Raw genomic sequence first — 26,020 nt, 5'->3', positions numbered from 1 at the left:
GGTGGCCGCGCCCGGGCCGGTACGGCAGGGCGGGCGTCAGTCGGTGGTGACCGGCTCCAGGCGCGACAGGATGCTCTCCCGCTCGCTCTCGAACTGCGGCGGGAGCATGAAGTTCTTGCCCAGTTCCTCCGGCGACTCGTCGCAGTCCCAGCCGCCCGCGTCGTCGGTGACCGCCAGCTCGAACAGGGCGCCGCCCGGGGTTCGCACGTAGTGGGACTTGAAGTAGGTGCGGTCCTTGAGCTCGGAGATGTCGGTGTAGCCGGCGCCCTCGATGTCGAACTTCACCGCGGACTGGTTCTCGAGGGTGTCCAGGTTCCAGGCGAAGTGGTGGTAGGTGCCGGCGCCGAAGGTCCAGGTGCCCTGGTCGTCGGACCGGTTCCCGCGCAGCTCGATGAAGTTGCCGTAGCCCTGGGTGCCGACCTGGAAGGAAGCGACGTCGCCTTCCTCCGAGACCTTGCCCTGGGAGAAGAACGCGTCGTTGCCGAAGTCGACCATGCGGTCCTGGTCGTAGACGTGGATACCGACGCCGTGGATGCCGTGGACGGCGGCCTCGGCGGCCACACCGCTGCCGGTGAAGCCCTCGCGGGGGTCGTCCTCGTTGCCGACCAGGACGTACTCGATGCCGGACGGGTGCTCGAAGGCGACCCGGCCGGTGCCGAGGGACTCGAAGCGCCTGGTCTGGATGTCGTGCTCACCGAGCCGGTTCACCCAGTAGTCGAGGGAGCCGGCCGGGACGGAGAGGAGAACCTCGCGCGCCTGGTTGGTGCCGCGCTTGCCGTACACCCCGGCCTGCGCCCACGGGAACGTGGTGACCACGGAGGACGGGTCGCCGTTCGCGTTGGAGTAGTAGAAGTGGTAGATCGGCGCGGAACCGTCGTACAGCACGGTCTTCTTGATGAAGCGCATGCCCAGGACTCGGGTGTGGAAGTCCACGTCCTCCTGCGCACCGCCCACGGACAGCGTCACGTGGTGGGAGCCGACGAGATACGTCATTGCTCGGTTCTCCTTGTCTGAGGATGCCAGGCCTGTGGAGCCAGCCGTATGATTGTCATACGATATGACGGCTCGATGTCAAGAGAGTGACGGGAAACGGTGCGGAAGGGGCCGGGGCTCGATTCGGGCGGCATTGTCAGGGGCTCCTGATCTGCGCTAACGTGCCCCACTGTATTGTCCGACAATCATACGGGGTTATCGTGAGTCAATTGCCCGCTGACGACACGGCTGACGACACGTACGAAGTGCTCATCGTGCGGTACGCCTCCCGTACGACCACGCGAGGCCTGGTCTTCCTCAACCACCACCTGTACGGCGAGCCGGACGGTCCGATCGGGATGGACTACTACGTCTGGATCGTGCGCAACGAGCGGCGCACGATCGTCGTCGACACCGGGTACAGCGACCTCGGCGGGCGCAACCGGCAGCGCGGCCATCTCATCCACCCCGGGGAGGCCTTCCGGCGGCTGGGCGTCACGCCCGCCGAGTCCACCCTGGTCCTCACCCACGCCCACTACGACCACGCGGGCAACGTCGACCTGTTCCCGGACTCCAAGGTGATCGTGCCGCGCACGGAGTTCGACTTCTGGACCGGCGACTGCGCCCGGCGGCTCCAGTTCCACCACAGCGTCGAGGACACCGATCTCGACCATCTGCGGACCGTGCACGAGCAGGGCCGCATGGTGTTCCACCGCGGCCACGAGGAGATCGCGCCCGGGGTGGAGCTGATCGAGCTGGGCGGCCACTCGCCGGGCCAGGCGATTCTCACGGTCAGGACGGACGAGGGCCTGGTCCTGCTCGCCTCCGACGCCACGCACTACTACGAGGAGCTGGAGCGCGACCTGCCGTTCCTCGTGGTCGCCGACCTGGAGGCGATGTACCGGGGCTTCGACTACATGAACGGGCTCGTCGCGGACCGCGACGCGATCCTCGTCCCCGGCCACGACCCGGCCGTACTCGACCGCCACCGGCGGCTCGACGGCCCCATGGGGGAGTTCACCGCGGTGATCGGCGGTCCGCGAAGCGAAGGAGCAGCAGTATGACCAGCACCGCAGCGTCGCCGGTGGGCTTCGTCGGCCTCGGCAACATGGGCGGGCGGATGGCGCGCCGTCTGGTGGACGCCGGACACGAGGTGCTCGGCCACGACACCCGCCCGGAGAACGTCACCGGATGCGGCGCCACCCCCGCCGCGTCCGTCGCCGACCTGACACGGCGGTGTGACGTCGTCCTGCTCTCCCTGCCCGAGAGCAAGGTCGTCGAAGCGGTCGTCCTGGGGGAGGAGGGCGTGCTGGCCGGCACCAGGCAGGGGCAGGTCGTCGTCGATCTCAGCACCTCCGCGCCCGCCTCCACCGCGCGCCTGCACGACGAACTCGCCCAGCGGGGCGCCACCCTGCTCGACGCCGGCATCTCCGGCGGCGCGGCGGCGGCCGAGAAGGGCACCCTCACCCTCATGGTCGGCGGGGACACCGCGACCCTCGACCGGGTGCGCCCCCTGCTCGACGCGTTCTCCGTCAACGTCTTCCACTGCGGAGCCGTCGGCGCGGGCCACACCGCCAAACTGCTCAACAACTTCCTCAACGCGATCGCCCTCTCGGCGACCGCCGAGGTGATGGTCGCGGGGCGCAAGGCCGGACTCGACCTCCAGGTCCTCCTCGACGTGCTCAACACCAGCTCGGGGGTGAACTTCGCGACCCAGAACCGTTTCCCGAAGATCATCCACGGCGACTACCTCAAGGGCGGCCTGACCAACGCGCTGATGATGAAGGACGTCCTCGCCTACGTCGACCTCGTCACCGGACTCGGTGTCGCCAGCCCCAACTCCGCCGCCCCGCTGGCCTCCTTCGGCCTCGCCCTCCAGCTGGGATACGCGCAGGACATCAGCAACACCGTCGTCGACGCGATCGGCGACCTCTCCGGACGCGTCCGCGTCCACGACGGCGCGCACGACGCCGGAAAGGACAAGCCGTGAAGCTGATCCACGGAACCGCCCAGCACGGCGTCGGCACCAAGACCGGCTCCCGCTTCACCGGCACGGTGCACGCCTACCTCACGATGCCCGCCACCGACGGTGTGACCATCAACACCGTCACCTTCGCACCGGGCGCCCGCACGTACTGGCACACCCACGAGCACGGCCAGATCCTCCAGGTACTGGCCGGGAGCGGCTTCGTCGCGACCGAGCAGGACGGCGTCCGGCCGCTGCGGGCCGGAGACACCGTCTGGTGCCCGCCGGGCGAACGGCACTGGCACGGCGCCGCCCCCGACTCCTGTCTGACCCACACGGCCATCTCGCTCGGGACCACCACCTGGGCCGAGGAGGTCGCCGCCGAGCAGTACACCGCCCCCGTCACCGCAGAGGACTGAGACCCCATGACCGTCGAACCGCTCATCACCGACATCAGCTCCCACGACACCACCCACCGCGACACCTACGAGGCCGGACTCGCCATCCGCAAGGCGGTGCTCGGCGCCGAACACGTCGAGCGCTCCCTGGCGGGCGTCAGCGACTTCGCCCGGCCGATGCAGGAACTGGTCACCGAGTACTGCTGGGGCGCCGTGTGGAGCCGTCCCGGACTCGAACGCCGCACCCGCAGCCTGGTCAACCTCGCCATGCTCACCGCTCTGGGCCGCAACCACGAGCTCGGCGTCCACGTCAGGGGAGCCCTCACCAATGGGGTGACCACCGAGGAGATCCAGGAAGTGCTCCTGCAGACGGCCGTCTACGTCGGCGTCCCGGCGGCACTGGAGTCCTTCCGCGTCGCCGAGCAGGTGATCGGAGAGGTCAAGGGCGATGACTGAACACGCTGAGACCCTGCCCGCGGTCGCCTTCGTCGGGCTGGGCAACATGGGCGGGCCGATGTCGGCACGCCTGGTCGGCGCCGGATACACGGTGACCGGCTTCGACCCGGTCCCGGACGCCCGTGCCGCGCTGGCCGATGCGGGCGGCCGAACCGCCGAGAGCGCGGCCGACGCCGTCCGGGGCGCCGAGGTCGTCGTCCTGATGCTCCCCAGCAGCGCGGTCGTCGAGGCGGTGCTCGGCGACCCGGCCCTTCTGGACGCGCTGGGCGAGGGCGCCACGGTCGTCGACATGAGCTCCTCCGACCCGATGTCCACCCGGCGCCTCGCCACCGGCCTCGCGGCCCGCGGGGTCACCCTGGTCGACGCCCCCGTCTCCGGCGGGGTCAAAGGCGCCGAGAACGGCCAGCTCACCATCATGGCGGGCGGCGCCGAGGACGCCGTCGAGCGGCTCTCCCCACTGCTCGCGGTCATGGGCACCGCCCGGCGGGCCGGCGAGGTCGGCGCGGGACACGCGCTCAAGGCCGTCAACAACCTGCTCTCCGCCACCCACCTGCTGGCCACGGCCGAGGGCGTCCTCGCCGGAGAGCGGTTCGGGCTCGACCCGGCGGTCATGGTGGAACTCATCAACTCCTCCAGCGGCCGCAGCGGTTCCACGGACAACAAGTTCCCGAACTTCGTGCTGCCCGGCACCTACGACTCCGGCTTCGGCCTGAGGCTCATGGTCAAGGACATGCGCATCGCCGTCGGCCTGGCCCGTGAACTCGGCGTCGCGAGCCCCCTTGCCGACCGCGCCGTGGCCCTCTGGGAGGACGCGCTCGCCGCCCTGCCCGACACCGCGGACCACACCGAGATCGCCCGCTGGACCTTCGCCGCCTCCGCCGACCGCGACCGGGAGCCGGTGACCGGATGAGCACGCCGACCGAGACCGAACTCCACGATGCCGTCGTCGCGTTGCACGGCGCCTGGGACGAGCAGTGGCAGGCCGTGCTCGAACTCGCGCCCCAACTGCTCGCCGCCTACGTACGGCTGGCCGGCGTCCCCCAGCGCAAGGGCCACCTCGACCCCAGGACCCGCGAACTGATCTACCTCGCCGTCGACGCGGCGGCCACCCACATGTACGCCCCCGGAGTGCGCCGCCACATCCGCCGGGCCCTCGACCTCGGCGCCACCCCCGGTGAGATCACCGAGGTCATCGAGCTGACGACGACCCTGGGCATCCACGCGATGAACATCGGCGTTCCGCTGCTCGCCGAGCTCCTGGAGGAACGCGGGCTGCGCGACGGTCCGGCCGCACTCGACGCGTACCGGAAGGAGCTGAAGGCGCGGTTCACCGCCAACCGCGGCTACTGGCACGTGTTCTGGGACGAGATCCTGGAACTCGACCCGGAGATGTTCGAGGCCTACACCGACTTCTCCTCGGTGTCCTGGCAGCACGGCTCCCTGGAGCCGAAGGTCAAGGAATTCGTGTACACGGCCTTCGACTGCGCCTCCACCCACCTCTACGTGAAGGGATGGAAGGCGCACATGGACAACGCGCTCGGCCACGGGGCCACCGTCGGCGAGCTGCTCGAGGTCATGGAGATCGCCGCGGTGATGGGCATGCAGAGCGCGCTCCAGGCGCTGCCCGTGCTGCGCGAGGAACTGGCCGCACCCCTACGACAGAACCAGACGTGAGGCGGAAGAAGATGACACTGCGCGGACTGGCCGGGAAGGTGGCCGTCGTCACCGGGGCCGCCGGCGGCCTCGGGCGGGCCACCGTGGAGCGGCTCGCCGAGGAGGGTGTGAAGGTCGTCGCCGTCGACCTCGACGCGGCAGCCGCCAAGGAGGTCGCCGCGGCGGTCGGCGGCGAGACCGTCGCCGTCGGGGCGGACGTGACCACCGAGGACGGCGTCGACTCCTACATGCGGGCCGCCCTGGACGCCTTCGGCCGGGTGGACCTGCACCATCTCAACGCCGGGATCGCCGGCTCGCTGGCCGACCTGGTCGATGTGACCGTGGCGGAGTGGGAGAAGGTGATGGCCGTCAACCTGCGCGGCCCGTTCCTCGGGGTACGGGCGGCCTTCCGCCACTACCTGGACCGCGGCAGCGTGGGCTCGATCGTCGTCACCGCCTCCATCGCCGGGCTGCGCGGAAGCAACGACCTGCTGGCGTACACCACGTCCAAGCACGGCACGGTCGGGCTCGTGCACGGCGCCGCCGTCTACGGCGGACCGATCGGCGTACGCGTGAACGCCGTCGCGCCGGGCATCGTGCCCACCCCGATCTTCGGCGAGGCCGGCATGGCCGACATGCGCCGCCGCGCGGGCACCTCGCCGCTGCGCCGGGCGGGCCGTCCGCAGGAGGTGGCCGCGACGGTGGCGTTCCTGCTCAGCGACGAGTCGAGCTATGTCACCGGCGAGATCTTCTCCGTCGACGGCGGCGCCAGTGTGCAGAACACCAACCGGCGGGGCGGGGGAGCGGGACTCTGGGACGTCGCGGTGACGGACGAGGCGATCCTCGCACGGCACGGGGCCGCAGCCGCGGACGCGGGAGGCACCCCGTGACGACCATGCGGGCCGCCCTGCTGCGCGCCTTCGAAGTGCCCTTCAGCGTCGAGGAGGTGGAGCTGCTCGACCTCGCGCCGACCCGGGTGCTGGTCCGCACCAGGGCGACCCCGTTCTGCTCCACCGACGTGACCAGCTTCCACGGGCGCCTCGGCAAGGTCCCCCCGACGATCCTGGGCCACGCCTCCACCGGCGAGGTGATCGAGGTGGGCAGCGAGGTGCGCGGCGTCGAGGCCGGGCAGCGGGTCGTGGTCCCCGGCACCCCCGAGTGCGGCAGCTGCTTCTACTGCGGCATCGGCCGCCCCGACCAGTGCTCCGAACTCTTCGACCTCGGCGGCGTCTACCCGGACGTGGCCCGCACCGCCGACGGCCTGCTGGTCAACGCGGCCGGGTGCGTGGGCGGATACGCCGAGATCATGAACGTCTCGCAGAACCAGGTGTTCCCCGTCGACACGGACCTGCCGTGGGAGGTGCTCTCGCTGCTCGGCTGTGGCATCACGACCGGGGTGGGGGCCGTCCTGAACGTCGCCCGGGTCCGGCCCGACGAGGTGGTGGGCGTGGTCGGAGCGGGCCACCTGGGCCTGTGGGCCGTCCAGGCCGCGCGGCTGGCCGGGGCTCGCGAGGTGGTCGTGGTGGAACCCCGCGAGGAGCGCCGCGCGGTCGCGCTGAAGGCGGGGGCCACGGCGGCCGTCGCGCCCGAGGACGCGCTGGACGCCGTACGGGAGGTGACGCAGGGACGGGGAGCCGACAAGGTCATCGAGGCCGCCGGACCTCCGGCCGCCCAGCGTTTGGCCCTGGAGATCTCCCGCCGGGCGGGCACCGTGGTGCTCTCCGGCCTCAAGGACGTGTCCGGCGAGGTCACGCTCCCGCAGATCCCGCTCGCCGTGCAGAGCCGGCAGGTGGTCAGCACGCAGAACGGCAACGTCCGGATGCGGCGCGACCTCCCGGCGTACGTCCGCCTGCTCGAACGGGGCGCGCTGGACGCGGCGCCGGTCCTCACGTCGACCTACCGGCTCGACGACATCGACACCGCGCTGCGGCGGTCCGAACGGTTCGAGGATCTCTCGGGCGTCTTCGTCTTCTGACAGAGGAGTGAGCCGGGATGAGAGCTGCGGTGCTGGAGGCGTTCGGCGCTCCGATGCCGGTCCGGGAACTGGACCTGCGCGAGCCGTCCGAGCGCGAGGTGCTGGTGCGGACGGTCGCCGCGCCGTTCTGTGCCACCGACTGGCTCGGCTGGCGCGCGATGCGCGGCAAGATTCCGCCGGTCGTGCTCGGCCACACCGCACTGGGCGTGGTCGAGCGGTGCGGCGGCCGCGGTGGCACCCGCGACTACGGTGTCGGTGACCTCGTGATCGTCGCCGGGACTCCGCAGTGCGACGAGTGCTTCTACTGCGGGATCGGCCGTCCGGACCAGTGCGCCCGTCTCTTCGAGAGCCCGGAACCGGTCATCGCCACCGACCCCACGGGCCGGCCGGTGCGGGCCGCCGGCGGGGTCGGCGCGTACGCCGAGCTGGTCGTCGCCGACCGCAGCCAGGTCTGGCGGGTGGACAGTTCGCTGCCGGCCGCGCACCTGAGCCTGCTGGGCTGCGGGATCACCACCGGTCACGGCGCGATCGTGAACGTGGCGGAGGTCCGGCCGGGCCAGTCCGTCGCGGTCGTCGGGCTGGGACACATCGGACTGTGGTGTGTGCAGGCGGCGCGGGTCGCCGGGGCCGGCCGGATCATCGGCGTGGACCCGGTGCCCGGCCGCCGCGCCACGGCCGCCGGGCTCGGCGCGACCGACGTCGTGGACCCGTCCGGGCACGACCCGGTCGAGCAGGTGCGCTCCCTGACCGACGGGCGGGGCGCGGACGTGGTCGTCGAAGCCGCGGGCCCCGAGCGGGCCGTGCAGCACGCGGTCGCCATGTCCCGGCGTGCCGGGACGGTCGTGCTGACGGGTGTGCAGTGGGCGGACGGGCAGGTCTCGCTGCCGCAGAACGCCATCGCGATCCACGGCCGCAGGATCGTCTCCTGCCAGAACGGCCAGAGCGTGATGTCACGCGACCTGCCCCGCTGCGTGGGGCTCCTGGAGAGCGGGGCGTACGACGCCCGGCCGATCGTGACGGCGGAGTTCCCCTCGACCGGATCGACGAGGCGCTGTGTGCCTCCGGGGAGTTCCGTGATCTCAGCGGCGTCCTCACGAGGTTCCGCTGAGATGCCCTGAGATCCCCTGAGATCCCCTGAGATCCCTATGGGGTAGATTTGTATGACGCTCATACCATCATTCGAATACCTAGGAGTGGGGATCATGCCAGCGGCCGCCAAGCCCACGACCTCGAACGCGAACTCGCTCGCCTCGGCCTGGACCACGAGTCCCGTCGGCCGGGTCGCCGCGCCGCTGCGCGAGCAGGTCGTCACGGCGCTGCGCGAGGCGATCCTCGACTTCCGCCTGGAGCCGGGCCGGCGTCTCGTCGAGCGGGAGCTCGTCGAGCAGCTCGACGTCTCCCGCACCACGGTCCGTGAGGCGCTGCGGGAGCTGACCTCGGAGGGGCTGATCAAGGTCGTGCCCCAGAAGGGAGCCGTCGTCGCGGCACCCACCCACGACGAGGCACGCGATCTCTACGACGTCCGGTGCGCGCTGGAGACCCTGCTGGTGAGGCGGTTCGTCGAGAAGGCACCCCGCTCCAAGGTGTACGCCCTCGAAGCGGCGGCGGAGCACTTCGCCGAGGTCGCCTCGCAGGAGAACGTGGAGCCCCGGGACGTCCTGGAGGCCCGCCGCGCCTTCAACGCCGTCCTGCACGACGGCGTGGGCAGCGAGGTGCTGAGGCAGCTCGTGGACGGTGTCCAGGCCAAGGTGCGCGTCCTGGTGGTCAAGGGCATGTCGACGAACCACTCCGAGGCGATCCAGGAGCTGCGCGACATCGTCGCCGCCGTCAGGGAGCGGGACGCGGACGGAGCGGTCGAGGTCTACACCACACACATGCGACGCGTGTCCGCCAACGCGCTGAACGGCCTGAAGGGGATACAGGAGCGGTGACCCGAACCCACTGCGGTGCACATGCCGGGCCTTCGAGCCGTTGATCGCACCGGTGCCGGTCCGCAGCGGGTCTCCGTCGGGCAGGATCACCTCCAGCCCGCACACGCTCGCCGCGTGGTCCGCGCGCCTCGTTCGCGTACTTCCCCCGATGTCCGTCAGGAGTCCGGGAGTCCGGGCAAACTCCTGGGCCTGGACCCCGGGCAAACTCCTGGGCCCGGACCCCGGGCGGGAGCCTGCGCCGCATCTGTCTGGTTCAGCTGTCCGACGGGGAGGTCACGGCCGCGAACGACCGTGCCATGTGCTGTGTGTCCATGTACTCGCGGAGGGTTCTCACCCGGTCGCCGGCGACCTCGTACACGTTCGCGTAGCGGTTGTCGTAGCTGCTTCCGTCGCGGAAGGAGCCGTTGCCCACCGCCTCGGCGACGACCCAGGACCCCTCGCCGACGAGACGCGAGATCTCGATCTGGGGACCTGTCGCGTCGAAGAGGGCGAGCATCTGCGGGAGGATCTCCAGCATGGTCGGCCCGTCCATCGGTTCGCCGGCGCCCGGCAGGTCGTAGGCCTGGATCGTGTAGGTGAAGTCCGGGGTGATCAGGCCTTCGATCCGGTCCCAGTCCTGCCGGTTGAGCGCGTCCACGAAGGCCCGGACGACATCTTTGGGGTCAGTGGCCATCTCGGCTTCTTTCTTGATCAGGCGGCGGCTCCGAGGCGGGGCGGCGGCCGCGTCAGAACGTCAGGGGCCCGCCGAAGTGGTAACGGGACATCGATCCGTAGGTGACGTCCCACTTGGCGGCGATGTGCGTCTTGAACATCGCCACGTCCCGGTAGTACTTCTCCATCGGCGACCCGAGCCGCGCGGAACTGGACCCGGCGGTGGAGAACGCCAGGTCGACGGCCTGGTTCGCGAGCTGGGCGCCCTGCAGGATGACACCGCGCAGCCGGCTGTCGTCCTCGGGGGTGAACTCCTGACGGGTGCGCTCCCAGCGCCGCCCCAGCTCGGTGTACTGGCGCATCGCGGCGAGCAGCAGGGTCTCGGCGGCGTCGATCCGGGCGAGCATCTTGCCGTACCAGCGGTGGAACTCCGGGGAGTCGGTACGCGGCATCATCGGCGGGAAACTCGTCGGGCGGGCGGTCATCAGCTCGTCGAAGGCGTCGAAGGCGGCCCAGGCGGCGCCGATCTGGGTGGCGACGAGCTCGCAGTTGAAGAAGGCGAGGGTGCGGCCCAGGTACATCGGGTTGCCGTGCAGCCGGTAGCCGATCGTGCCCTGCTCGCCCAGCGTGTGGTCCTTGAAGTCGTAGACCACGCTGAGGTGCTCGGGCACCAGCGCGTCCTCGACCCGGATGGAGTTCGAGCTGGAGGCCCGCATGCCCAGGACGCGGTCGGCGCCCCAGTCGTCGAGGATCTCGTAGTCGCGCCGCGGCACGAGGTACGCGCGCAGCCCGAGCGGTTCCTCCTGCTCGGTGAAGGTGGGGGCGACGAGCATCGCGTGGGTGCTCCACATCGAGCCCGAGCAGTAGTCCCAGGTGCCGGAGAGCCGGTAGCCGTCCGCGGTGCGGACCGCACGGCCGCGCGGGATGGTCCGGCCCGGCGCGATGACGTCCCCGGCGAAGAGCTCCTCCTGGGCCTGCTCCGGGAAGAAGGACGCGATGTGCCACGCGTGTCCGGCGCCGAGGACGAACGACCAGCCCACGCCCGGGTCACCGCGCGATATCTCGGTGGCGACCCGGAGGAAGTCCTCCAGGGGCAGCTCCAGGCCGCCGTACCGCTTCGGATGGAGCATCCGGTAGAAGCCGGCGTCGAGAAGCTGTTTGTGGATCGTCTCCGCGTAGCCGCCCAGCGCCTCGTGCTCTGCCTGCGCGGCTCGCAAGACCGGGCGGAGCCTGGTCGCCACCCCGAGGAGATGGTCGACCGTGCCCTCCGCCGCAGACGGGGGCGCGGAGTCTGCGGCGTACAGGCTTGCGCTCATCGGAGCTCTCCTCTCGACACGTAACTTTGTATGACGATATTATAGGCAGGCAGAGAATGGCGCTAGATGGGATCGCCGACCAGGGTGATGTCTCTGGTGGCGAGCTACCGCCACCCTCTTTACGTCATTGTGCGATCGTCATACAGTCCCCATCGATGTGCGCATCGACGCGTCCGTCCATGTGCCCCTCGATGTGCTGGGACCTCAGAGGAGTTGGTTGTGATGTCCACGCCGTCCCCCGTCACCCCGCTCGACTCCCGCGCGGTCACCGCGCGGGAGTTCCGCGATGTCATCGGGCGGTTCGCCACCGGTGTCACCGTCATCACGACGGAGCACGACGGCGTCCGGTACGGCAGTACCGCCAGCGCGGTCAGCTCCCTCACGGACGATCCGCCGATGCTGCTGGTCTGCCTCAACCGGAACTCGGCGACCGCCGCGGCGGTGCGCGACAGTGGTGCCTTCGCGGTGAACGTCCTCGCCGAGGACCACGTGGACCTGGCCACCCGCTTCGCCTCCCGTGTCCCCGACAAGTACGAGGGCGTCCCCACCGAGGCAGCCTCGAACGGCTCGCCCCTGCTGGTCGGTGCCATCGCGCACCTCATCTGCCGGGTCGCCGAACAGGTCGAGGCCGGCACCCACTACGTCTTCCTCGCCCATGTCGAGGAGGCGATGTCGTACCCCGGTCATCCGCTCGCCTACTTCCGCGGCCGCTTCGGCCGGATGGAGACGGCACCGGAGGCCTCCGTGCTGCGGGAGGTCCGTGCCCGCGTGCTCGACGCCGGAAGCGACGTCGAGGAGGTCATCGACACCGCCCGCTGGGCCGAGGAGTTCGGGATCGACGCGGGCCGCGTTCACCGCGCCCTGGTCGCCCTCGCCGACGAGGGGCTCATCCGCCGCCAGTCGGGGGAGTACCTCATCACGCCCGTTCCCGACTCGATCATCGACGAGGTCTACAAGGCCAAGCTCGCCATCGAGACGGGCGTCGCGGAACTGACCGTCGGCCACACGACCTCCGAACAGCTGGTCCGGCTGCGCGAGCTGATGGAGGACACCCTCGGTTTCGTCAAGGACGGCCGGTTCACCGACCCCGAGGGCTGGGTGCGCGCCAACGAGCGCTTCCACGAGTACATGGTCGAACTCGCCGGCTCGGCGATCCTGCTCGACACCTACCGCCGCCTCTGCCTGCCGGGACTCAACCTGCGTGCTCTCGACACGGCCAGCTACGCCTCCAGCTCCCTCCTCGACGACCACCGCCGGCTCGTCGAGGGCTACGAGGCGGGCGACCTGACCCAGGTTCTCGCGGTGCTCCTGCAGCACGCGCAGCGCCCGCTGGAGATGCGCCGCGAGGACCGGCTGCGCCGCACCGCCGACGCGAACCCCGTCGGCTGAACCCGTCCATGACCCGTTCCGCTCAGGAGACGAGATGACCACAGCACAAGCCACCGCGCAGACCGGCCCTGGTGCGCTCACCGAGCCCTCGGAGGAGGAACTCGTCGGGCGGGCCCGGGGGATGCGGGAGGAACTGCTCGCCCGCCAGGAGGAGGCGGAGCGCCTGACCCACCTCCCCGACGACATCCACGAACAGTTCGTCGCCCACGGCTTCTACGACATGTTCGTACCGAGGACGTACGGTGGCCTCGAGGTCTCGCCGAGGACGTTCTTCAAGGTCTGCAAGGAGCTCGCCCGCGGCGACATGGGCAGTGCCTGGTGTTTCACGCTCGCCGCCAACCACGCTCTGCACGTCGCCTCCTGGTACCCGAAGGAGGTCCAGGACCGGGCGTTCGCGGGCCGCGACTTCCGGGCGGCGTCGGTCTCCGCGCCCACGGTCAGGGCGGAGAGGACGCAGGACGGCTACGTCCTCAACGGCGTGGTGGACTACTGCTCCGGCATTCCCCAGTCCACGTGGTACCTCGGCCAGTGCATGGTGGAGCAGGAGGACGGCTCGGCCCCGGTCATGGGCATGTTCCTGGCACCCAGGGACACCTTCGAGCGTCTGCACAACTGGGGCGAGTCGACCGGTCTCAAGGCCACCGGCTCCGAGAGCATCCGCTTCACCGACGCCTTCCTGACGGCCGACCTCGTCATCGAGGACGCCAACATGATCGACATCCCGGTGAAGGACGGCACGGTCGGCACCCGGCTGCACGGCAACCCCATGTACGCCGGCCGTGGCCTGCTCACCTTCACCGTCTCCCTGGCCAGCCTGGCCGTGGGCGGCCTCTACCACGCCCTCGACGAGTTCGAACGCCTCATGCGCACCCGCAAGACCCCGCTTCCGCCGGTCCAGCTCCGGCTGTACGACGTCGACTACCAGCGCCACTACGGCGCCGCCTGGACGAAGATCAGGACCGCCGAGCTGGCCCTGGACGGCGTCATCGCCCAGCACGCCGAGTACTGCCAGGCCACGGTCGACGGCACCCGCGAGTACACCTTCGTCGACGACTGGAGCCTGGCCTGCGTGGTCCGGGAGATCATCATCCAGCTCTGGGAGACGCTCCAGCACGACCTGCTGCGCGTCGTCGGCTCGGGGTCCATGCGGCAGGGCGAGCGGTTCGACCGGATCTTCCGCGACATGACCTCGCTCCTCACCCACCGCAATCCCATGCTGCGCGAGCAGGCGTTCCGCAACACCGCCAACCTGCTCCTGGAGATCCCGCCGCCCGAGGCCCGCTGAACCGCGCCTCCCTCCTCCCCTCCTCTCTGTTGGGCCGCCGTGAGACAGGAAGACCGACCATGACCGACACCCCACCCCATCTCGACGACCGGGTCGAGCCGATCACCCTGCGCACCGGTTTCTTCTGGATACCCGGTGAGCGGATCGCCACCCCGCACGGCACCCTTCCGCGCGGGCCGCTCTACGTCGAGTGGCTGGCGCCCGTCGAGATCACCCGCTCTCACCCGCTCGTCCTCGTCCACGGTGGCGGCGGCCAGGGCACCGACTGGCTGGGCACCCCGGACGGCCGGCAGGGCTGGGCCTACGACCTGGTGCGCGCCGGATACGCCGTGTACGTCGTCGACCGCCCCGGCCACGGGCGCTCCCCGCACCACCCGGACGGACTGGGCCCGATGGCCCCGCCGCTGCCGCTGGAGTTCGCGAGCTTCCTGTTCGCGCCCCCGGAAGCCGCCGAGTCCCACACGCAGTGGCCCTGGGACCGCACCTTCGACGGCCCCGAGTTCCAGCAGCTGACGTCGGCGATGGGCTTCTTCCTGGCCGACTTCGCCGAGGGCCAGCGACTGGACGGAGAACGCATCGCCGCCCTGCTGGACCGGATCGGCCCCGCAGTGCTGATCACCCACTCGGCCGGCAGCCCGGGTGGCTGGCTCGCCGCGAACCGGCGCCCCGACCTGGTCGAGGCCATCGTCGCGATCGAACCGATGGGCCCGCCGTACGCCGACTTCCCCGGCCTGGGCGAGATCACCTACGGCCTGACGTACGCCGAGCTCACCACCGAGCCGGCCATCGACTCCCCGGACCGGCTGAAGGCCGACCCCGCGGGGCACCGGATCCCCGGCCTCACCGGCATCCCGGTCGCCGTCGTGACCGCCAGTGCGTCCGGCAGCGCGGCCCAGTCCCCGCCCCTGGTCGACTTCCTGTGCGCGGTGGGCGCGAACGCCGAACTGCTCCCGCTGGCCGACGTCGGTGTCGTCGGCAACGGCCACGGGCTGATCCTGGAGGCCAACTCCGCCGAGACGGTCAAGCCGGTCATCGCCTGGCTGGACGGGCTGGTGAAGACACGATGACGCCCCTCACGCCCGAAGCCGTGCGCCGTCTGACCGAGGTGGTCGGCGCGGACGCCGTCCTGCTGACCGACGCCGAACGCGACACCTACCGCGACCCCTACTGGTTCCAGGGCGACCGCACCTACGACTCCTCCGCCGTCGTGTTCCCCACCCGCACCGAACAGGTGCGGGACGTCCTCCGCCTCGCGAACGAGTACCGCATCCCCGTGTGGACCTCCTCCCAGGGCCGCAACAACGGTTACGGCGGCCCCTCGCCCCGCGTCCGAGGCTCCCTCCTGATCAGTTTCCGCCGGATGAACCGGGTCCTGGAGATCAACCGCGAACTCGCGTACGCCGTGGTCGAGCCGGGCGTGCGCTGGTTCGACCTGTACGAGGCGCTGGAGGCGTCCGGCAACGGCGACCTGTGGTGCTCGATCCCCGACCTCGGCTGGGGGAGCGTCATCGGCAACTCCCTCGACAACGGCGTCACCTACGGCCCGAACGGTTCCGACTTCCAGAAGCTGTGCGGGATGGAGGTGGTCCTCGCGGACGGCGAGATCCTGCGCACCGGCATGGGCGCCATCCCGGACAACCCCGCCTGGCACGTCTACCAGCGCGGCCTCGGCCCCGTCCTCGACCCGCTGTTCATCCAGTCCAACTACGGCGTCGTCACGCGCGCGGGCGTCTGGCTCCAGCGCCGCCCGGAGGCGTACGCGCCGCTGTACCTCACCGTCCCGCGGGACGACCAGCTCGCCCAGGCCGTCGACATCATCCGTGAACTCCGCCTCGACGGAGTGATCCGCGGCGTGCCGAACCTGCAGAACACCATCACCATGGCAGCTCAATTCCCGGAGCTGCTGGGTGAGTTCGCGGGAGCCGAGGGCCCGGCGAGCGAGGAGACACTGGACGCCCTCGCCACGCGCACCGGCATCGGACGCTGGGGCCTGCGCACGGCCCTGTGGGGAGACGGACCGGTCGTCGAACACCACCTGCGGCGCATCCGGGCGGCGTGGTCGGCCATCGAGGGCTCGCGCGTCGACCATCACCGCACCTTTCTGCGCCACGAGTGGGGCGAGCTGACCACGTTCATGGAGAAGGTGCAGGCCGGCGTCCCCAGCATGGACCTGATGGAGGTGATCCCGGACTTCGTCGGCCACATCGGCTTCTCGCCGGTGGTGCCCCTCACCGGGGGAGAGGTCCGCAAGGTGGTGGACGTGATCCACCGCCTCGTGACCGACCGGGCCGGAACGAACTTCGTCTGCGCGGTCTTCCCGATCAACGACCGCAGCGCCATCGTCGTGAGCAGCATCAGCTTCGACACCCGCGACGAGAAGCAGGTGAGCGCTGCGGTGAACACCGCGAAGATGCTGGTGAGAGAGGTAGGGGCGCTCGGGTACGGCGAGTACCGCGCGCATCTGGACTTCATGGACCTGGCGGCCGACCAGTACTCCTTCAACGACCACGCGTACCGGCGCTTCGTCGAGCGGATCAAGGACGCGGTGGACCCGAACGGGATCCTGTCCCCGGGCCGGCACGGTGTCTGGCCGTCCCTCTACCGGAAGGCCGACTCATGACGGTGATCAAGGAGGTGAGCGGGCTCGTCGCCGTGGTGACCGGCGGCGCGTCCGGCATCGGCAAGGGCATCGCGCGGCGGCTGGCGGAGCGCGGCGCCCAGGTGGTGATCGCCGACATCGAGGAGGGCCCGCTGGCGGCCGCTTCCGAGGAGGTCGGGGCGGTGGGGATCCGTACGGACGTCTCCGACGCCGCGAGCGTGCAGGCGCTGGCCGACCACGTCGTCGAGCGGTTCGGCAAGGTGCACCTGGTGTTCAACAACGCCGGTGTCGGTCCCGAGTCACGGATCGCCGACATGACCCTCGCGGACTGGAAGTGGATCCTCGGGGTCAACCTCGACGGTGTCGTCCACGGCGTCCACGCCTTCCTGCCGCTGCTGAAGCGGCACGGCGAGCCGGCGTACCTGGTGAACACGTCCTCCATGGGCGGCTTCGTCGCCGACATGCCCGGCCTGGGCGCGTACGCCACGACGAAGTTCGCGATCATGGGCCTCACGGAGGCGCTGGCGCAGGAGCTGAGGCGGGAGGGCTCGAACGTCGGGGCGGCCGTACTCGCGCCCGGTACGGTCCGCAGCAACATCGCCCGCAGCCTGCGGACCAGGCCGGAGGGGGCGGCGGACAGCGCCTTCGTGCAGAACGACATCGCCGAGGACCCGGAGGTGGCGAAGCTGCGCTGGCTGGACCCGGTGGAGGTCGGTGACGTCGTCCTGGCGGCCCTCGCGCGCGGCGAGACCCACATCGTCACGCACCCGGAGTGGTACCCGATGGTGAGCGAGCGGATGGCGCGCATCGAGGCGGCGTTCGAGAGAGCGGCTCCGCGCGCCTGACCCACCGGCCCCGAGCCACTGACCCTGAAGCCGCTGACAAAGCCGGAGGCCCCGACTCGCTTTCCATGAGTCGGGGCCTTTGGCGTCGTCCGCCGAGATCTGGGACCTCAGCCGCGGTCCGCCAGATGCCGCAGCCGCTCCGGCCAGATCCCGTGCCGTCCCGGCGACAGGATCCCGTTCGGGTCCACCGCGTCCTTGACCGTCTCGCAGAACCGCCGGTAGGCGTGGTCGTTGAAGGAGTACTGCGCCGACGCCAGGTCCATGAAGTCCAGGTGTGCGCGGTACTCGCCGTAGCCCCGCCTGCCGGCCTCGGCCACCAGAACCCTGACCGCTTCGTACGCCCGCCGGCACTGCTCCGCGTCCCGGTAGTCGTAGTTCAGCCCGGTGACGTACAGCGCCGTCCGCTCGTTGATGATCAGCAGCCCGCCGGCCACGTTGACCCCGACCTGCTCGCGCACGATCCGGTCGAAGAGGTCGACGACCTCCCGCACGTCACTGCCGACCAGCGGGATGGCGGGGGAGAAGCCGATGTGCGCGACGCCCTCGGGGATGGCCTCGATCAGTTCCAGACCGGGCAGACCTCCCTGGCACTTGTCGGGGATCGAGCGGATCTGGTCGTACTCGTCGGGCCCGTACGTCCGCTCGAACAGCACCTGTCCGCCCGGGATCGCACTCCACGCCGCCCGGATCTTCGCCAACCGGTGCTCCACCACAGGGCCGTCGCCCCACAGCGCGCCGCGCAGCGCCCACCGGCCGAGCCCGGTCGCGTCGGCCATCGCGTCCAGGGTCTCCTCGCTGAAGGCCCCTTCGGCGCCCGCGAACCGCCCCATCACGTCGGGGAACTGGGCCGCCAGCGTCACGGTGTTGTACATGCTCGGCACCCCGCGCAGGGTGCCGTCCAGGCGGAGCCTGCGGATGATGTCGACGGCCTGCTCCAGGTGCTCGTCCCGCGGCACCGTGAGGAAGAACGGCGCGTACGCCTCGGGGCGGGGCATCAGCCAGTAGCCCATCCGCGTCACGATGCCGAAGTTGGACTGCACGAACAGCCCGTCGAGGACCGGCCCGAGGCCGCGCTTGTAGGTGTGCCAGGACTTGTTGTCCGGGATGGCACCCATCCCCGTGCGCAGCAACTCCCCGTTGGCCAGGACGACTTCCATGCCGCACGGGGCCATGAAGTCGGCGCCGTAGGGCTGGTAGGTGATCCCGCAGTCGAGGGAGTTGCCGATGACACTGCCCCAGCCGAGGTCGGGCACGGTCACCATCAGGTCCTCGTTGCCGGACTCCTTCAGCGCGTCGTACAGGTCGAACCAGCGCACGCCCGGCTCCACCACCGCGTACGCGAGGTCGCGGTTGATCTCCAGGACGCGGTTCATCCGGGTCAGGCTGACCACGACGGTCGCCTTCAGCCGGGGCGAGGAGCCGCCGTAGCCGTAGTTGCGGCCCTGCGAGGAGGTCCAGATCGGCACCCCGAACTCGTTCGCGATCCGGACGACCGCCTGTACCTCCTCGGTGCTGCGCGGCAGCAGTACGGCGGCCGGGTCGTAGGTGTCGTCGTCGCGGTGCCAGTACTTGTCCCGGTACTGCTCGTGGAACCGGCCCTCGCCGAGGACGACCCCGTCCTCGCCGAGCAGGTCGACGAAGGCCTGCAGGGCCTTCTCGCCGAGGTACGTGTGGTCGTCCGCTGCGTTCGTCTCCGTGCTCATCGCGCGGCCTCCACCCCTGCTGGGGCGGGCGGCCAGGTCGCCGCCGCCTCTTCCAGAACCGACCGCATCGAGCGCGGCGCCCGCCCGGCCAGCGTCAGGACGGCATCGCTGAGGGACGCCATGTGCCCGATCCGGATCGCACGGCTGAACGACACCATGTCGTCGCTGTTCCACGGGATGGGAGAGGCGGCGAGCGCGTCGGCGTCGTATTCCCGGGGCACGCCGAGGGAGTCGAAAATGGCGTACTGCTCCTCGTCACCGATCGGTTTGTAGGACACGTCCGTGCCGCTGATCTCGGTGATCAGCGCGCAGATTTGACGGTACGTCAGCTGTTCCGGGCCGGTGATCTCGTAGGCCCGGTCGTCTTCGCCGCGGCCGAGCAGCGCGCCGACGGCGGCGGCCGCGCAGTCGTCCCTGGACACGAAGCCGACACCGCCCTCGCCCCAGGCGCCGACCATCTCCCCGGCGGCGATCGCGCCGGGAGCGATGAAGTAGGCCACCGCCTGCGCGTACTGGGAGTCGCGCAGAACGTTCCAGCGCAGTCCCGACTCGCGCAGTATGGCCTCCGTCGCGCGGTGCTCGACACAGACGACGGCGTCGTTCTCCTCGATGCCGGCGCCGACGATCGACGTGTACGCGAGGTACCGGACTCCCGCCCTCCCGGCCGCCTCGATGGCCGCGCGGTGGAATCCGATGCGTGAGCCGACCTGGGCGGTGGAGACGAGCAGCATCCGCTCCGCGCCGGTGAAGGCCGCCTGGAGACTGCCCGGTTCGGCGAAGTCGGCGTAGCGCACGTGGACGCCACGGTCGGCGAAGGACCGCAGGTTGCCGGGCGCCCGCGTGGTCAGGACGACCTGGTCGGCGGGGACCGACTTCAGTAGCAGCTCTGCCGCGGTCTGGGCCAGCCCTCCGCTGGCACCGGTGATGAGGTACACGCGCACTCCTTGGGTGCTCGCCGCCCCGGCCCGCCCGGGTGTCGGTTTCGAGAAACCGTACTCTTTGTATGACGAGACGACAATCAGGCATTACCTGTGGCGTTACCTCTGGACGTCGCATTCCCTGCACGCTACGGTCCTCCTCGCAGTCCAAGCATTGTATGACCAGACGACAATCACACAGTCTGGTTCCCTGCCTCACCCAAGTCAGGAGGGGGTCAGTGCCGACCCACCCGCTCACAACCGGGCCGGAAGCCGTCCTGGCGGTCGACGGCCTACGGAAGCACTTCGGTCCGACGGTCGCCCTGCAGGATGCCGCCCTGCGCCTGTTCCCCGGCGAGGTACACGCCCTGGTGGGGGAGAACGGCTCGGGGAAGAGCACCCTGGTCAAGATCCTCAGCGGAGTGCACCGCCCCGACACCGGCTCCATGACGGTCGGCGGCCGGGCCTTCGCCCCCCGCAACCCCGCCCAGGCGCTCCGCGCGGGCATCGACACCGTGTTCCAGGAGGTACTCGGCGTCGAGAACCGGACCGTCCTGGACAACCTGTGGCTCGGCGCGGACCGTCCGCTGCGCCCGGTGGCACGGGACGCCGGCCGCCGCGAGAAGGCGGCGGAGGTCCTTGCCGCGCTGCTGGTCACGCCTCCGCCGCTCGACGCCCCCTTCGGCTCGCTCCAGCTCAGCGACCGCCAGGCCTGCGGCATCGCCCGGTCGCTGCTGCGCGACCCCAGGGTGCTGATCCTCGACGAGGCGACCTCGGCCCTCGACCTCGACACCCGTACCCGGCTGTTCACCCTGGTGAAGGAGCGGGCCGCACAGGGCATGAGCGTCGTCCTCATCACGCACCGGATGGACGAGATCCGCGAGATCGGTGACCGCGTCACCGTGCTCCGGTCGGGCCGTACGGTGGGCACCCTCGGCGCCGACTGGGACCACGACGAGATGATCCGGCTGATGACCGGCGGCGCCCACCTGGTTCCGCCCGCGGACAGCTCGGAGCCCGCCGCCTGCGACCCGGCCGAACGCCCCGTCGTCCTGCGGGTCACGGGCTCCCGGCTGCGTCCCGGCGGTCAGCCCTGCCACGCCGAGTTCCGCCGCGGCGAGATCGTCGGGCTGGCCGGCCTGGAGGGGCACGGCCAGGACGAGTTCCTCCGGCTCCTGCTCGGACACGGCGACACCGAGGGCGTGGTGCGGACCGAGGGGGACGGCGAGCACCGCGTCACCGATCCGCGCCGGGCGCGGGACCTGGGCATCGCCTACGTCGCCCGGGACCGGCGCGGGGAGTCGATCCTGCCGTGGATGTCCATCCTGGACAACTTCGCCGTCGCCACCGCCGACCGGGACGTCCGCGGGGGGCTGCTGTCCGAGGCCGCCGCCGAGCGGCGGTTCGCCCACTACGTGGAGCGGCTCGCCATCAAGTACGGCCGTTCGTCGGACGCCGTCACCACACTCAGCGGCGGCAACCAGCAGAAGGTCGTCATCGCCCGCTGGCTGGCCGCCGACCCGGAGATCCTGCTGCTCAACGATCCTACGAGGGGAATCGACGTGGGAGCGAAACGCGACCTCTACCGGCTGCTGCGCGAGCTGTCGGCACAGGGACTGACCGTCGTCATGCTGTCCTCGGAGGTCGACGAGCACGTCGAGCTGATGGACCGCGTCCTGGTGTTCCGGGAGGGCTCCCTGGCCGCCGGACTCGCCCGGACGGAACTGGACCGGGAACGGCTCGTCGACGCCTTCTTCGACGGAGCGGCGGTGACCGCGTGAGCGCCGTCGACCAGCGGGCTCCCGCGATCCGCCGCAGCCCCGGCGCCCACTTCACCCGGCACACCTGTCTCTTCGCGCTGGCCCTGGCGACGGCGCTCCTGATCGCCAACCTCGCCCTGCAGCCCCGTTTCGGCGTCACCGCCCAGCTGGCCGCCGTGGCCCCGCTCGGCATCGCCGCCATGGCGAGCGTTCCCTCGATCATGAGCGGGCGCGGCGGCATCGACCTGTCGGTCAGCCCGCTGATGACCCTGAGCGGACTGCTCTACGCGACCCGGCTCCAGCCGGGCGGCCTCGGCGGCTACGTCGCCCTGCCCCTGCTGATGCTGGTGGGCGCGGTCGTCGGTACCGTCACCGGGCTTCTCGTCGTCGTGGGCCGGCTCCAGCCGATCGTCGTCTCCCTGGCGATGTTCTTCGTCCTCACCGGGCTCGACCTCAAACTGTCCCCCAGCCCGACCACCATCTCGGGCAGCTGGATGGCCGGCTTCGCGGGCTCGATGGGGCCGGTCCCCGGCGGGCTCGTCGCGCTGGCGGTGCCCGCGGCCCTCTGGCTGCTGGTCAGCAGGCTGACCACGTACGGAAGCCTGCTGCGCTCGGTGGGCGGCAACGACGTCACGGCGTTCACCAGTGGCGTGCCCGTCGGCGCGGTCAGGGTGCTCGCCTACGCGCTCGGCGGCGCGATGGCCGCGGTCGGCGGCCTGGTCCTCATCGGCCTCGCGTCCACGGCCGAGGCCGGCACCAGTGGCTCGTACACCCTCATCGCGATCGCCGCCGTGGCGCTCGGCGGCCTCCCGCTCCAGGGCGGGGCCGGCGGCATCGCCAACGCGCTCGCCGGTGCCGCCGCCATCTACCTGCTGCAGAGCCTGCTCGGAGTGCTCCAGGTGTCGCAGACCTGGCTGCAGGTGATCTACGGCGCCCTGCTCGTCGGCGCGGTGCTGTTCGGCGCGATCGCGGCCCGCGAAGTGAAGAAAGGCCGATGATGACCACCCAGCAAGGCTCCCTCGACACGGCCGCCCCCCTCGCCCCGGACATCACGGCACCGGCGCCCCCCGAGGGCCTGTCCGCCGCACAGCGCCTCCTCTCCCTCCAGCGGCGGTTCCCGCTCGTCCAGCTGCTGCTGACCGTGGCCGTGCTCGGCTGGGGCGCGGCCGCCATGCCGGGCTTCCTCGACCCGACCAGCCTGCGGTCGGTGCTCGTGCTCTGCGCGCTCACCGGCCTCGCCTCGATCGGCCAGACGCTCGTCGTCCTCATCAGGGGGATCGACCTGTCCCTCGCCGGGTTCATCGTGGCCGGCGCGGTCACCGTCACCCAGTTCGGCGACGTCCCCGGAGTCCCGCTGCCCGTGATGCTCGTCCTGGCCGTCGTCTGTGGCGGCGCGACGGGCGGCCTCGTCGGCTATCTGTGCCACCGCTTCGCCATCCACCCGATCATCGTCACGCTCGCCGCGGGCTCGATCGCCGTCGGGGTCACCGCGGTCCTCAGCGGTGGTGGCACGGGCGCGGGCGCACCGGGCTGGGTGGTCCGGCTCAGCGCCCCCATGTCGTCCACCTTCGGTCTCCCCGTGCCGCCCGTCGTGGTCATCTGGGGGCTCGCCGTCGTCGCCGTCTCCGTGCTGCTGCACCGCACCCGGTCCGGCCGGCGGCTGCTGGCCACCGGGGCGAGCCCGGTGGCCGCGGAGCTCGCGCACATCAGCACCCGCAAGGTCTGGGTGACGGTGTACGCCGTCTCGGCGGCCCTCGCGATCCTGGCCGGTGTCGTCCTGGCGGGCTTCGCCGGCAATGTCGACAACCGGCTCGGCAACCCCTATCTCTTCCAGAGCATCGCGGCGGTCGTCCTCGGCGGCACCGCGTTCGGCGGCCCCGGCAGCTACACCCGTACCACCGTCGGTGTGCTGCTGCTGACCACCGTCTCCACCGTGCTGGTCGGCCTCGGCTTCCAGGAAGCCGACCAGCAGATCCTCAACGGCGTGGTCATCCTCGCCGCGATGGCCCTCTACGGCCGGGAGCGCAGGCTCCGTGACCAGGTCTGAACCCGTCTCCCCGCTCCTCCGGCCCTCCCTGAAAGGCACCCTCATGAACAGAGCCACCTACCGCCGCGCCCGTACCCGCGTCGTGGCGTCCTCCACCGGGGTCGTCCTCACGGCCCTGCTCGCCGGCTGCGGTGGGTCCGGCGGCACGGTCGCCGCCGGCGCGAGCGGCGCCGCCACCGACGCCGAGGGGACGGCGTCCGCGGCCTGCGGCCAGGTGCCCACCATCGCGCCCAAGGACCCCGACGGCGCCGTCAAGGCACTGCCCGCGGATCTGCAGAAGGCGTACAACGCCTACGGCGAGGAGGTGTTCGCGAGCGCCTGGCAGAACAAGAAGGCGCTCGGCCGTGCCGCCAAGGTCGGCTTCTCCTACCTGCCGGCCTCCAACGCGTTCGCCGGCGCCGTCATCAAGCAGGTGGAGACCAGCTTCGCCGCGGCCAAGGCCGACGGCCTGGTCCAGGGCAAGCTCGTCAAGCGGATCATGACCGACCCGGCCACCATGACCCCGGCCGAGCAGATCCGCGGTTACAACGAGCTGGTCGACTCCGGCGTCGACATCATCTACATCACCCCGCTCTCGGGCGACGCGATGGTCTCGGCGGTCGACGCGGCCGGAAAGAAGGGCGTGGTCACGGTCGCGCTCGGCTCGACCATCCGGTCCAAGTACGCGGTCAACGTGGCCGAGAACGCCTACCTGAACATCGCCGCGCCGACGGCCCTGGTCGCGGGGCAGCTGAACGGCAAGGGCAACGTCGTGATCGTCCGCGGCTTCCAGGGACTGTCGACGGAGACGATCGGTTACCAGGCCGTCAAGGACGTCCTCGCCGCCTGCCCGGACCTGAAGGTGCTCGGCCAGGTCAACGGCGCGTTCGTGCCGCCGGTCGCCAAGGCCGAGCTGCTGAAGTTCCTCGCCAGCCACCCGCAGCAGATAGACATGGTGGCGCAGCTCGGCGTCATGGGCTCCGGCGTGTACGCCGCCTTCGACTCGACCGGCCGGGACACCCCCAAGGTGGTCGACGCCGGCGCGTCCGCCTCGTCGCTCGCGTCCTGGAAGAAGCTGGAGACGGCCGACGGCTACGAGACCGCCGGTACGGGCGGCAACGGCACCCAGGAGGCGAAGGCCTGGTTCACCGTCGGGATGATGGTGATGGCCGGTGACGGCCCGAAGGTCGGCACGATCACCCGCGAACCGTCGGTGATCACCAAGGCGAACCTGGCCGACTACCTGCCCGCGGGCGCCAAGGTGAGCGACCTCGGTGAGGTCGAGGACGGCGAGGCGTGGATGCCGCAGTCCTACCTCGACCAGTTCTTCGACAACCCCTCGCAGAGCTGAGGACCGGGCACGCATGAGCGTGACCACGAGTGGTGGCCGCCGGCAGTGCGCCGGCGGCCGGCTCGCCGGGAAGGTCGCCCTGGTCACCGGCGGGGCCTCGGGCATCGGGCTGGCCACGGTCCGCCGGTTCGCCGAGGAGGGCGCCCGGGTCCTGGCCGTGGACCTCGACGCCGAGCGGACGGCTCGCGCGGTCGCCGGGTGCGAAGGCGCGGTCGCGGTCGGCGCCGACGTACGGGACAGCGCAGCGGTGGACGCCGCGTACGAGCGTGCTCACGCCGAGTTCGGACGGCTCGACGTCGCGGTGAACGCCGCGGGTGTCGCCGGGGCGCAGGCCGACCTCTGCGACCTCACCGACGAGGACTTCGCGGACGTCGTCGCGGTGAACCTGACCGGCACCTTCTACTCCGTGCGGGCCGCCGTGCGGCTGATGCGCCGGAATTCCCCGCCGGGCGGCAGCATCGTCAACGTCTCCAGCACGGGCGCGCTGGCCGACTTCCCCTTGCCGGCCATGTACCCGGCCTCCAAGGCGGGGGTGCTGGGGCTGACCCGGGCGGTGGCGGCGCTCGTGGCGACCGACGGGATCCGGGTCAACTCGGTGGCCCCGGGGGCGACGGACACCCCGATGCTGCCGGGCGACGAACGGATCCGCCGGGCGGTGGTGGATCTGGGCGTGCTGCGCCGGGCCGCGTCCGCGGAGGAGATCGCGCACACGATTCTGTTCCTCGCGAGCGAGGAGTCGGCCTTCTACACCGGGCAGACGCTCTCACCGAACGGCGGATACGTCATGCGATGACAGCGGGTGGATCTCCGCACCGAACGGCGGTCGA

General features: G+C 70.9%; 25 protein-coding genes. 20 read left to right on the top strand and 5 right to left on the bottom strand.

The annotated features are described in order from the left end of the window. Nucleotides 1-36 precede the first annotated feature (36 nt). Nucleotides 37-993, bottom strand: coding sequence for a VOC family protein (locus IEZ11_RS36515; protein ID WP_189267289.1), 957 nt, complete (start codon nt 991-993; stop codon nt 37-39). A 209-nt stretch (nt 994-1,202) separates the two neighbouring features. Here IEZ11_RS36515 and IEZ11_RS36510 point away from each other — a divergent pair, with 209 nt between their 5' ends. The 10 genes from IEZ11_RS36510 to IEZ11_RS36470 all read left to right on the top strand — a co-directional run bounded on the left by IEZ11_RS36510 (nt 1,203) and on the right by IEZ11_RS36470 (nt 9,351). Then, nucleotides 1,203-2,036, top strand: a complete 834-nt coding sequence (locus IEZ11_RS36510) for an N-acyl homoserine lactonase family protein (RefSeq protein WP_229713580.1) — start codon at nt 1,203-1,205, stop codon at nt 2,034-2,036. Further along, entirely contained in the window at nt 2,033-2,962 is a 930-nt protein-coding gene (locus tag IEZ11_RS36505) for an NAD(P)-dependent oxidoreductase (protein ID WP_189267288.1), read from the top strand. The genes IEZ11_RS36510 and IEZ11_RS36505 overlap by 4 nt, the downstream gene beginning before the upstream one ends. Then, on the top strand, nt 2,959-3,357 hold the full coding sequence (locus IEZ11_RS36500; protein ID WP_229713579.1) for a cupin domain-containing protein: 399 nt from the start codon (nt 2,959-2,961) through the stop codon (nt 3,355-3,357). The genes IEZ11_RS36505 and IEZ11_RS36500 overlap by 4 nt, the downstream gene beginning before the upstream one ends. A gap of 6 nt (nt 3,358-3,363) precedes the next feature. After that, a complete protein-coding gene (gene pcaC, locus IEZ11_RS36495; RefSeq protein WP_189267287.1) occupies nt 3,364-3,792 on the top strand; it encodes a 4-carboxymuconolactone decarboxylase in 429 nt (142 codons plus the stop codon). Continuing rightward, complete coding sequence (locus IEZ11_RS51365) at nt 3,785-4,702, top strand: NAD(P)-dependent oxidoreductase (protein ID WP_229713578.1); 918 nt, start codon at nt 3,785-3,787, stop codon at nt 4,700-4,702. Before pcaC ends, IEZ11_RS51365 begins: the two co-directional genes overlap by 8 nt. Continuing rightward, complete coding sequence (locus IEZ11_RS51360) at nt 4,699-5,466, top strand: carboxymuconolactone decarboxylase family protein (RefSeq protein WP_229713577.1); 768 nt, start codon at nt 4,699-4,701, stop codon at nt 5,464-5,466. The genes IEZ11_RS51365 and IEZ11_RS51360 overlap by 4 nt, the downstream gene beginning before the upstream one ends. An 11-nt stretch (nt 5,467-5,477) precedes the next feature. Then, entirely contained in the window at nt 5,478-6,335 is an 858-nt protein-coding gene (locus IEZ11_RS36485) for an SDR family NAD(P)-dependent oxidoreductase (RefSeq protein ID WP_189267286.1), read from the top strand. Between the two features lie 5 nt (nt 6,336-6,340). Continuing rightward, on the top strand, nt 6,341-7,420 hold the full coding sequence (locus tag IEZ11_RS36480) for a zinc-binding dehydrogenase (protein WP_189267408.1): 1,080 nt from the start codon (nt 6,341-6,343) through the stop codon (nt 7,418-7,420). Nucleotides 7,421-7,437: 17 nt separating this feature from the next. Then, complete coding sequence (locus IEZ11_RS36475) at nt 7,438-8,538, top strand: zinc-binding dehydrogenase (protein ID WP_229713576.1); 1,101 nt, start codon at nt 7,438-7,440, stop codon at nt 8,536-8,538. Nucleotides 8,539-8,622: 84 nt separating this feature from the next. Then, nucleotides 8,623-9,351, top strand: a complete 729-nt coding sequence (locus tag IEZ11_RS36470; RefSeq protein ID WP_189267285.1) for a GntR family transcriptional regulator — start codon at nt 8,623-8,625, stop codon at nt 9,349-9,351. Between the two features lie 253 nt (nt 9,352-9,604). Here the strand turns inward: IEZ11_RS36470 and IEZ11_RS36465 are convergent, their stop codons facing one another. Together IEZ11_RS36465 and IEZ11_RS36460 are read right to left on the bottom strand one after the other, a co-directional pair. Further along, the gene (locus IEZ11_RS36465) at nt 9,605-10,024 is read right to left on the bottom strand and encodes a nuclear transport factor 2 family protein (protein WP_189267284.1); all 420 of its coding nucleotides are present in this window, start codon (nt 10,022-10,024) and stop codon (nt 9,605-9,607) included. 52 nt (nt 10,025-10,076) lie between these two features. Beyond that, nucleotides 10,077-11,318 carry an acyl-CoA dehydrogenase family protein gene (locus tag IEZ11_RS36460; RefSeq protein WP_189267283.1) on the bottom strand — a complete coding sequence of 414 codons (1,242 nt, stop codon included), beginning with the start codon at nt 11,316-11,318 and terminating at the stop codon, nt 10,077-10,079. A 222-nt stretch (nt 11,319-11,540) separates the two neighbouring features. Here IEZ11_RS36460 and IEZ11_RS36455 point away from each other — a divergent pair, with 222 nt between their 5' ends. Genes IEZ11_RS36455 through IEZ11_RS36435 form a run of 5 tightly spaced genes read left to right on the top strand, consistent with a single transcriptional unit; the run spans nt 11,541 to nt 17,436 of the window. Then, nucleotides 11,541-12,707, top strand: a complete 1,167-nt coding sequence (locus IEZ11_RS36455) for a flavin reductase (RefSeq protein WP_189267282.1) — start codon at nt 11,541-11,543, stop codon at nt 12,705-12,707. 34 nt (nt 12,708-12,741) lie between these two features. Further along, the gene (locus IEZ11_RS36450; protein WP_189267281.1) at nt 12,742-13,992 is read left to right on the top strand and encodes an acyl-CoA dehydrogenase family protein; all 1,251 of its coding nucleotides are present in this window, start codon (nt 12,742-12,744) and stop codon (nt 13,990-13,992) included. Nucleotides 13,993-14,051: 59 nt separating this feature from the next. Then, complete coding sequence (locus tag IEZ11_RS36445; RefSeq protein WP_189267280.1) at nt 14,052-15,059, top strand: alpha/beta fold hydrolase; 1,008 nt, start codon at nt 14,052-14,054, stop codon at nt 15,057-15,059. Next, nucleotides 15,056-16,612 (top strand): FAD-binding oxidoreductase, encoded by a 1,557-nt coding sequence (locus IEZ11_RS36440; RefSeq protein WP_189267279.1) that lies wholly within the window; start codon nt 15,056-15,058, stop codon nt 16,610-16,612. The genes IEZ11_RS36445 and IEZ11_RS36440 overlap by 4 nt, the downstream gene beginning before the upstream one ends. After that, nucleotides 16,609-17,436, top strand: coding sequence for an SDR family NAD(P)-dependent oxidoreductase (locus IEZ11_RS36435; RefSeq protein ID WP_189267278.1), 828 nt, complete (start codon nt 16,609-16,611; stop codon nt 17,434-17,436). Before IEZ11_RS36440 ends, IEZ11_RS36435 begins: the two co-directional genes overlap by 4 nt. 107 nt (nt 17,437-17,543) lie before the next feature. Here IEZ11_RS36435 and IEZ11_RS36430 read toward each other — a convergent pair whose 3' ends face one another. After that, nucleotides 17,544-19,139, bottom strand: coding sequence for an FAD-binding oxidoreductase (locus IEZ11_RS36430; protein WP_189267277.1), 1,596 nt, complete (start codon nt 19,137-19,139; stop codon nt 17,544-17,546). Further along, nucleotides 19,136-20,074 (bottom strand): NAD(P)H-binding protein, encoded by a 939-nt coding sequence (locus IEZ11_RS36425; RefSeq protein ID WP_189267276.1) that lies wholly within the window; start codon nt 20,072-20,074, stop codon nt 19,136-19,138. The genes IEZ11_RS36430 and IEZ11_RS36425 overlap by 4 nt, the downstream gene beginning before the upstream one ends. A gap of 221 nt (nt 20,075-20,295) precedes the next feature. Here IEZ11_RS36425 and IEZ11_RS36420 point away from each other — a divergent pair, with 221 nt between their 5' ends. From IEZ11_RS36420 to IEZ11_RS36400, 5 genes are read left to right on the top strand one after another with little or no spacing between them, the layout of a single operon-like run. Beyond that, nucleotides 20,296-21,837 carry a sugar ABC transporter ATP-binding protein gene (locus tag IEZ11_RS36420; RefSeq protein WP_189267275.1) on the top strand — a complete coding sequence of 514 codons (1,542 nt, stop codon included), beginning with the start codon at nt 20,296-20,298 and terminating at the stop codon, nt 21,835-21,837. Next, nucleotides 21,834-22,814, top strand: coding sequence for an ABC transporter permease (locus IEZ11_RS36415; RefSeq protein ID WP_189267274.1), 981 nt, complete (start codon nt 21,834-21,836; stop codon nt 22,812-22,814). Before IEZ11_RS36420 ends, IEZ11_RS36415 begins: the two co-directional genes overlap by 4 nt. Then, nucleotides 22,814-23,863 carry an ABC transporter permease gene (locus IEZ11_RS36410; RefSeq protein ID WP_189267273.1) on the top strand — a complete coding sequence of 350 codons (1,050 nt, stop codon included), beginning with the start codon at nt 22,814-22,816 and terminating at the stop codon, nt 23,861-23,863. The genes IEZ11_RS36415 and IEZ11_RS36410 overlap by 1 nt, the downstream gene beginning before the upstream one ends. 43 nt (nt 23,864-23,906) lie before the next feature. After that, nucleotides 23,907-25,193 (top strand): substrate-binding domain-containing protein, encoded by a 1,287-nt coding sequence (locus IEZ11_RS36405; protein ID WP_189267272.1) that lies wholly within the window; start codon nt 23,907-23,909, stop codon nt 25,191-25,193. A 13-nt stretch (nt 25,194-25,206) separates the two neighbouring features. Beyond that, complete coding sequence (locus IEZ11_RS36400; RefSeq protein ID WP_189267271.1) at nt 25,207-25,986, top strand: SDR family NAD(P)-dependent oxidoreductase; 780 nt, start codon at nt 25,207-25,209, stop codon at nt 25,984-25,986. Nucleotides 25,987-26,020 lie beyond the last annotated feature (34 nt).

Origin of the sequence: Streptomyces fuscichromogenes (genome assembly GCF_014645815.1) — a bacterium.
GTDB classification, from domain to species: domain Bacteria; phylum Actinomycetota; class Actinomycetes; order Streptomycetales; family Streptomycetaceae; genus Streptomyces; species Streptomyces fuscichromogenes.
Note: the sequence above shows the minus strand (reverse complement) of the source record. Positions and strands in the feature narration are given on the sequence as shown.

Excerpts from the sequence above, each read along its gene's own strand:
- IEZ11_RS36515 (WP_189267289.1), bottom strand. The coding sequence starts at position 993 with ATGACGTATCTCGTCGGCTCCCACCACGTGACGCTGTCCGTGGGCGGT.
- IEZ11_RS36505 (WP_189267288.1), top strand. The coding sequence starts at position 2,033 with ATGACCAGCACCGCAGCGTCGCCGGTGGGCTTCGTCGGCCTCGGCAAC.
- pcaC (WP_189267287.1), top strand. The coding sequence starts at position 3,364 with ATGACCGTCGAACCGCTCATCACCGACATCAGCTCCCACGACACCACC.
- IEZ11_RS51365 (WP_229713578.1), top strand. The coding sequence starts at position 3,785 with ATGACTGAACACGCTGAGACCCTGCCCGCGGTCGCCTTCGTCGGGCTG.
- IEZ11_RS51360 (WP_229713577.1), top strand. The coding sequence starts at position 4,699 with ATGAGCACGCCGACCGAGACCGAACTCCACGATGCCGTCGTCGCGTTG.
- IEZ11_RS36485 (WP_189267286.1), top strand. The coding sequence starts at position 5,478 with ATGACACTGCGCGGACTGGCCGGGAAGGTGGCCGTCGTCACCGGGGCC.
- IEZ11_RS36480 (WP_189267408.1), top strand. The coding sequence starts at position 6,341 with ATGCGGGCCGCCCTGCTGCGCGCCTTCGAAGTGCCCTTCAGCGTCGAG.
- IEZ11_RS36475 (WP_229713576.1), top strand. The coding sequence starts at position 7,438 with ATGAGAGCTGCGGTGCTGGAGGCGTTCGGCGCTCCGATGCCGGTCCGG.
- IEZ11_RS36470 (WP_189267285.1), top strand. The coding sequence starts at position 8,623 with ATGCCAGCGGCCGCCAAGCCCACGACCTCGAACGCGAACTCGCTCGCC.
- IEZ11_RS36465 (WP_189267284.1), bottom strand. The coding sequence starts at position 10,024 with ATGGCCACTGACCCCAAAGATGTCGTCCGGGCCTTCGTGGACGCGCTC.
- IEZ11_RS36460 (WP_189267283.1), bottom strand. The coding sequence starts at position 11,318 with ATGAGCGCAAGCCTGTACGCCGCAGACTCCGCGCCCCCGTCTGCGGCG.
- IEZ11_RS36455 (WP_189267282.1), top strand. The coding sequence starts at position 11,541 with ATGTCCACGCCGTCCCCCGTCACCCCGCTCGACTCCCGCGCGGTCACC.
- IEZ11_RS36450 (WP_189267281.1), top strand. The coding sequence starts at position 12,742 with ATGACCACAGCACAAGCCACCGCGCAGACCGGCCCTGGTGCGCTCACC.
- IEZ11_RS36445 (WP_189267280.1), top strand. The coding sequence starts at position 14,052 with ATGACCGACACCCCACCCCATCTCGACGACCGGGTCGAGCCGATCACC.
- IEZ11_RS36440 (WP_189267279.1), top strand. The coding sequence starts at position 15,056 with ATGACGCCCCTCACGCCCGAAGCCGTGCGCCGTCTGACCGAGGTGGTC.
- IEZ11_RS36435 (WP_189267278.1), top strand. The coding sequence starts at position 16,609 with ATGACGGTGATCAAGGAGGTGAGCGGGCTCGTCGCCGTGGTGACCGGC.
- IEZ11_RS36430 (WP_189267277.1), bottom strand. The coding sequence starts at position 19,139 with ATGAGCACGGAGACGAACGCAGCGGACGACCACACGTACCTCGGCGAG.
- IEZ11_RS36410 (WP_189267273.1), top strand. The coding sequence starts at position 22,814 with ATGACCACCCAGCAAGGCTCCCTCGACACGGCCGCCCCCCTCGCCCCG.
- IEZ11_RS36405 (WP_189267272.1), top strand. The coding sequence starts at position 23,907 with ATGAACAGAGCCACCTACCGCCGCGCCCGTACCCGCGTCGTGGCGTCC.
- IEZ11_RS36400 (WP_189267271.1), top strand. The coding sequence starts at position 25,207 with ATGAGCGTGACCACGAGTGGTGGCCGCCGGCAGTGCGCCGGCGGCCGG.